Origin of the sequence: Actinomadura sp. DC4 (genome assembly GCF_030406325.1) — a bacterium.
Classification (GTDB): Bacteria; Actinomycetota; Actinomycetes; order Streptosporangiales; family Streptosporangiaceae; genus Actinoallomurus.
The window spans coordinates 22,741-28,823 of sequence record NZ_JAUEQY010000032.1 but is presented as its reverse complement, the minus strand read 5'-3'; the positions used below and the strand labels follow the sequence as shown (position 1 = coordinate 28,823).

Annotated in this window: 3 protein-coding genes; all 3 read left to right on the top strand. The window is 74.0% G+C overall.

What is annotated here, in order from left to right; genetic code table 11:
- Positions 1 to 306: 306 nt before the first annotated feature.
- From QWU11_RS38220 to QWU11_RS38210, 3 genes are read left to right on the top strand one after another with little or no spacing between them, the layout of a single operon-like run.
- Complete coding sequence (locus QWU11_RS38220; protein WP_290119424.1) at positions 307 to 1,785, top strand: AMP-binding protein; 1,479 nt, start codon at positions 307 to 309, stop codon at positions 1,783 to 1,785.
- Between the two features lie 4 nt (positions 1,786 to 1,789).
- On the top strand, positions 1,790 to 3,073 hold the full coding sequence (locus tag QWU11_RS38215) for a condensation domain-containing protein (RefSeq protein WP_290119423.1): 1,284 nt from the start codon (positions 1,790 to 1,792) through the stop codon (positions 3,071 to 3,073).
- On the top strand, positions 3,066 to 6,083 hold the full coding sequence (locus tag QWU11_RS38210) for a condensation domain-containing protein (protein WP_290119422.1): 3,018 nt from the start codon (positions 3,066 to 3,068) through the stop codon (positions 6,081 to 6,083). The genes QWU11_RS38215 and QWU11_RS38210 overlap by 8 nt, the downstream gene beginning before the upstream one ends.

Here is a 6,083-nt window from a genome sequence, read left to right as displayed (position 1 = left end):
CTGACCACGCTCTCAGCAGTGAAAAACGCCATGCGCCTCAGAAAACATATTGGCCGAGATAAAGGTAGGGTGGATGATAGTCACAATTCCACTAGCCGTCAAGATCAGTTTTATTTTCAACAAAAACGCCATGTCCGCGAATGGATGATTACAGCAGGTCAGCGCATTTAGTCGTTGACGGTAAACATCACTGCTGGTACCGTCGCGGCCTATCTGTCCCCAACTCGGACTCATCGATCCGCGACGGCGAGAGACGTGGTCTTTATGGGCGAGAAATTGCCGACCGCGGCGCGGGAAGCAGATGTCGTGACCGTTCCCCGCCTGCTCGCGGCGCGGGCCGGGACCGAGCCCGGCCGCCTCGCGCTGCGGCTCGACGGCGGCGCGTCGCTCACGTTCGGCGACTGGCACCGCCGGTCCGAACGTCTCGCCGGAGGGCTCGCAGGCGCTGGAGTGGGGCCCGGTGACCGGGTCGGCCTGGTCTTCGGAAACGCGTGCTGGCCCGAGTACGCCATCGCCTACTGCGCCGCCCAGCGGGCCGGGGCCGTCTCCGTACCGGTCCCGCACAACGCCACCCCGGCCGAGTGCGACGAGATCCTCGCCTCCTCTGGCGCCACGGTGGCCGTCACGGGCGTGCCGCGGACCGGCGAGCCGCCGATACCGCACCTGCCCTTCGACGACCTCGACCGCGGCGACGCCCCACCGCCCGAGGTCGACCCGCGGCCGGGCGACCTCGCCCAGATCCTCTACACCTCGGGCACCTCGGGAAAGCCGAAGGGCGTCGCGGCGAGCCACGAGAACCTCACCTTCGGCCAGCGGCTCACGCCCCTCCACCGGCTCTTCGACCATTCGCAGTATTTCGTCCACGCCTTTCCGATCGGCACGACCGCCGGTCAGATGGCGCTGTTCCACTCGCTTTCGGCCAGTCCTCCCGGGCTCGCCCTCGAACGCTTCGACGCGGAGCGCTTCTGCGGCGCGATCGCGGAGTTCTCGGTCGGCACGGTGTTCCTTGTCCCGGCGATGGCGATCGACCTGATCGCCTCCGGCGCCGCCGCGCGGCACGACCTTTCCAGCGTGGTCATGGTCGCGTCGTCCGGCGCCGCGCTCCCCCAGTCCGTCGCGCTCGCCCTGACCGAGATCTTCGCGGGCGCGACCGTCTTCAACGCCTACTCCTCGACCGAGGCGATGCCCGCGCAGCTCCTTCTCATGGTCGATCCGGAAGAGCCCGAGTCGGCCGGCTTCGCGGTGGGCAACGTCGGCATCCGCATCGCCGGTGAGGACGGTTCCTCGCTGCCGCCCGGCGAGACCGGCGACGTGTGGCTCCGCTGCCCGGCGCCCTCGCGCTCCTACTACGGCGCCGCCGAGGAGAACGCCGCGGTCTTCCAGGACGGCTGGGTGCGCATGGGCGACGTCGGCTACCTCGACGAGGAGGACCGCCTGTTCCTGGTCGACCGCGAGAGCGACGTCGTGAAGTCCGGCGGTCTCAAGGTCTCCACCCCCGAGGTGGAGTCCGTCCTGTACGACCACCCCGGCGTACGCGAGGCCGCGGTGTTCGGCGTCCCGCACGAGGTGATGGGCTCGATGGTCGCGGCCGCGGTCGTGCTCGGCGAGGACGGCTCACTGCCGGAGGTGCGCTCCTTCCTGCGCGAGCGGCTGGCCCGGCACAAGGTCCCGCTGCGGTGGCTCACCGTCGACGCCCTGCCCCGCAACGAGGTGGGCAAGGTGGTCAAGGCGGAGCTCCGCGAACGCCTCGAGGCGGAGCGCTCCCGCGCTCCCGGTGACGCGTGACGCCATGAGCGACGAGGTCCCGCTGAGCGCGCAGCAGGAGGCGTTCCTCGCCTGGATGGACGGGCCGGACGGGCTCCGGCATCCGGCGCCCGTCACCGTGGCGCTGCGGATCACCGACGAGCTCGACCCGGACCTGCTCGGCGCCGCTCTCGCCCACGTCGTCGCGCGGCACGAGGCGCTCCGCACGGTCTTCTGCGGCGCCGGCCGTCGGCGTCCCGTCGTGCTCGGCGACCGGCCGCCGGAGATCCGCCGGGTCGCCGCCGCGGGCGAGGACGCCGGGGAGCGGCTGGCTCACGCCCGCGTACTCGCACTGGCCGAGCGCGACCGGCCGTTCGACCTCGCCGACGGCCCGCTGCTGCGGGCCACCGTGATCCGGGTGGCCGACCGCGACCAGGTGCTGCTGCTCGCGGTCCACCACCTGGTGTTCGACGCCTGGTCGATGGGTCCGCTGCTGCGCGACCTCGGCGTCGCCTACTCCGCGCTTCGCGCGGGCCGCCCGGTACGCTCCGGCCCGGTCCTGCCCGCCTCGGAGGTCGTCCGCCGGTCGCGGGAACGCTGGCCGGACAACCGCGCCGCCTGGGACGAGGCGCTCGCCGGGGCGCCCGCCGCGCTGGAGATCTTCCCCGGCCGCGAGCCGGCCGACGAGGTGCGGCCGCGCTCCCACGACTTCACGATCGGACGCGAGGCGGCCGCCGGGGTCGCGCGCGTCGCCCGCGCGGCGTCGGCCACCCCCTTCGCCGTGCTGCTCTCGGCGTGGAGCGCCGTGCTGTCGAGCTGGTCCGGGGCCACCGACATCGTCCTGCTCTCGCCGGCCGCCGCGCGTACGCTGCCGGGCTCGGAGAACGCGATCGGCTGCCTGTTCTCCTCGCTGCTGATCCGCGTCGACCTGGCCGGCCAGCCGGAGTTCGGCGAGCTGCTGCGGCGTACCCGCACCGCGATCCTCGACGCCCACGCCCGGCAGGACTACCCCTACGCCGAGTACGCCGCGCGGTTCCCGTACGCCCCCTGCCTCGGTTATTACAGTTGGCACGTTCCACCGCACTTGCCCGGCCTGGACTCCACGGCCTTCGACCTTCCGCCGACGCTCGTCGACGACCTCGACACGCCCGGCAGCGGCCTGAGCACGCCGCAGCTCTGCGTCTTCGAACAGCAGGGCGAGCCCATGGCCGCCCGGCTCGACTTCAACGCCGCCGCGTTCGACGAGCCCACCGTCGAGGACCTGGCCGAGGATCTCACCGCGTTCGTCACCGACCTGTCCGCGCACACGATCGAGGCTTCCGATGTCTGACGGGCACCAGCAGGGCCGTACGTCGTTCGCCCAGCAGGGGATCTGGCTGAACGAACGCACCCGCGACATGCACGACGCCTACCACGCGCCGTGTCTCATCACCTTCGACGGAGAGCTGGACACCGGCGCCCTCCGGACGGCCTGCGCCGCCGTGCTCGCCCGGCACCCCGTGCTGACCAGCGCGTTCGAGGAGGACGGCGGCGTCCCGTGGATGCGCCCGGCCGACCGCGTGCCGGAGCTGGAGATCGACGATCCGGGCGAGGGCGACCCCGAGGCGCGGCTCGCCGAGCTCGTCCGGCGGCACGCGCCGGCCCCCTTCGACTTCGAGCGCGGGCCGCTGGTCCGCCTCGTGCTGGCGCCGCTCGGCCCAGGCCGGCACGCGCTGCTGCTCGTGACCCACCACCTCGTGTTCGACGGCCCCTCGCTCGACCTGTTCACCCGCGACCTCGCCGCCTGCTACCGGGCCGCCGTCTCCGGCGCCGGGCCCGAGGCGCCCGCGGCGTCCTTCGCCGGCTACGCCGCCGGGGAGGAGCGCCGCATCGCCGCCGCCCTGCCCACGGCGAGGCGCTTCTGGCGCGAGCGGTGGCAGGAGCCGGACCAGATGGCCCTGCCGGGCGTCACCGGCCCGATCGGGTACGCCGCCCCCGCGCACACGATCCGGTTCACCATCGGCGCCGAGCGGCGGGACGCGCTGGGCCGGGCCGGCGAGGCGCTGGGCGTGACGCGGTTCGAACTCCTGCTGGCCTCGATGTACGCCCTGCTGTACCGCTACGGCAACGCCGATCCGGTCATCACGGTCGCACTCGGGCTCCGGCCGGAGGAGTTCGCCGACGCCATCGGCCCGTTCGCCCAGGAGCTGCCCGTCGCCGCGAGAGTCGGCGGTGACCTGACCTTCCGCGAGCTCGCCGCGGCCGTGCACGAGCACCTGGGAGGGCTGTCCCCCCACCGCGGGGTACCGCTCAACCGCGCCGTCACCGGGGTGCGCCCGGCCGCCATGCGCACCGCCGTGTCCATCAGCTACCGGCGGTCGAGCCCGGCTCACACACTGCCGGGCCTGCGGATCCGCGGCGAACGCCTTCCCAACCAGAGCGCTCGCGGCGCGTTCTGGGTGCTCGTCTTCAACGAGGACGACGGCATGCGCTTCATCATCAACCATCCCGAGGAGCGCTTCCCGGCCGAGAGCGCCGAGCGGGTCGCGGGCCACTGGCGTGAGCTGCTCGACCAGGCGGTCGCGGCGCCCGACACGCGCGTCGGCGCCCTGACGTTCCTGGGCGACTCCGAGCGCGGACTGCTCCTGGCCGCGAACCCCGGCGAGCCCGCCGGCGCCGCGGAGCGTACGGTCGTGGACCTGTTCGCCGAGCGCGTCGCCGCCGATCGCGGAGGCGTCGCCGTCCTGCGCGGGACGGCCGAGACGACCGGTGAGCGGCTCGACGCCGCCACCGAGGGCCTGGCACGCCGCCTGCGGTGCGCGGGCGTCACGCCCGGATCGCTCGTCGCGATCGAGACCGGCGACCCGGCCGACGCCCTCACCGGCATGCTGGCCGTGCTCCGGGCCGGGGCCGCGTACCTCCTGGCAGGCCCCGACGGCCCCACCGTACGGTCCGGGGTCTCCGCCGTGCTGAGTGCGGCGGCCGGGACCGGAGGCCCGCCCGTGCTGGCCTTCGACGCGGACGGCTGCGTCTGCGGGAACTGCGGCGCGGACGCCCTCGCCGATCCCGCACCGGAGGACGTCGCCTACGCCGCCCTCTCCCCCACGCCGGACGGCCCGAGCCGGATCGTCCGCTTCGACCACCGGGCGCTGACCGGCGCGCTCCTGGCGTTCCGCGCGATCCTGGAGTTCGGGCCCGGCGGCACGTTCCTGGCGCTGAGCCGGGTGACGGCGCCGGGCGCCGCCCTCGAACTCCTCCTGCCGGCGACCGCGGGCGGGCGGGTGGTCGTTCCCGCTCCCGAGGAGGCCGATGAACCCGCGCGACTGGTCGCCCTCGTCGGCCGGCACGCGATCACCCACGCGCAGGCGACGCCCTCCCTGTGGCAGCTCCTCCTCGACGCCGGTCTGGACGCCCCCGGCCTCACGGCGCTCAGCGGTGGCGAGACCCTGCAGCCGACGCTCGCCCGCCGGCTCCGCGCGCGCCTCCGGCGGCTCTGGAACGTCCACGGCACCGATGACGCCGCGCTCTGGTCGACCTGCGGCGAGGTCGCGCCCGGCGCGGAGACGGTCGCGATCGGCCGGCCCGTCCCCGGCGCGCGCGTCCACCTCCTCGACGCGTCCGGCGCCCTCGTGCCGATCGGCTCGCCCGGCGAACTGTGCGTCGCCGGGCCCGCCCTCGCGCGGGACGACGACGGGCGGTTCGCGCCCGACCCCTTCGGGTCCGGCGGCTCGCGGCTCGCCCGCACGGGCAAGCGTGCGCGGTGGCGGCCCGACGGCGAGCTGGACTTCCTCGGCGGCGACCACCGCCGGATCCGGCTGAACGGGCAGGAGGTCGAGCTCGCCGACGTCGAGGCCCGGCTCGGCGCGCATGACGCCGTCGCCCGCTGCGCCGTCACCACGGCCGAGGACGGCGGTCTCCTCGCCTACCTCCTGCCCGCGGGCGACGAGCCGCCGGCGGAGGAGGAGCTGGGCGGATGGCTCGCCGCCACGCTGCCCGAGGGGACGGCGGTCGGCTACGTCACGCTGCCGGAGTTCCCCCTCACACCCGACCGCCGCCTGGACGTCGGCCGGCTGTCCCCGGAGGCGGGCCGCGCGCGGAGGCCGGCCGTCACCCGGTCGGCCGGCGTACGGGAGGAGGACCTGGAGACGGTCGCGAAGATCTGGCGCGACGTGCTGCGCGCCGGCGAGGTCGGCCTCGATGACAACCTCTTCGACTTCGGCGTGAACTCCCTGATCGTGACGCAGATCTCCGCGCGCATCTTCCGGCGTACGGGCGTCGACATCCCGCTCGAGACCTTCTACGAAGCCCCCACGATCAACGAGATCTGCGGCGTGATCGCGCAGGCACGACGCGAGGAGTGA

Bases quoted from the DNA above. Each gene is read 5' to 3' on its own strand.
- QWU11_RS38215 (WP_290119423.1), top strand. From the start codon at position 1,790: ATGAGCGACGAGGTCCCGCTGAGCGCGCAGCAGGAGGCGTTCCTCGCC.
- QWU11_RS38210 (WP_290119422.1), top strand. From the start codon at position 3,066: ATGTCTGACGGGCACCAGCAGGGCCGTACGTCGTTCGCCCAGCAGGGG.